The following is a 262-nucleotide window of genomic DNA, read 5'->3' as shown; positions in this document are numbered from 1 at the left end:
CACGGCGGCCAGGGCGAGGAGGCCGAAGCTGCTGCCGATCCGGACCCAGGCGCGCGACCGCTTCTGCGGTGGGCGCGCCTCCTGGTTGGTCATGATCGCCGATACTGGCCCGGTCTCGGGAGCGGGCTCGGCCTCGTTGGCATGAGCCATCGGAGCGGTCATCGGCGGGGCCATCATCGGATACGCCTGTGTAGCCTCGACATCGACCTCCAAGCTCATGGGACGGCCGTCGCGGGCGGCGAGCACGTCCTCGCGGAAGGTG

General features: G+C 70.6%; 1 pseudogene. It reads right to left on the bottom strand.

The window, feature by feature from the left end:
* Positions 1 to 262, bottom strand: a pseudogene (locus SB749_RS19845) (serine/threonine protein kinase); the annotation flags it as partial.

It is taken from the genome of Brevibacterium sp. SIMBA_078 (assembly GCF_046534565.1).
Lineage (GTDB): Bacteria > Actinomycetota > Actinomycetes > Actinomycetales > Brevibacteriaceae > Brevibacterium.
Note: the sequence above shows the minus strand (reverse complement) of the source record. Positions and strands in the feature narration are given on the sequence as shown.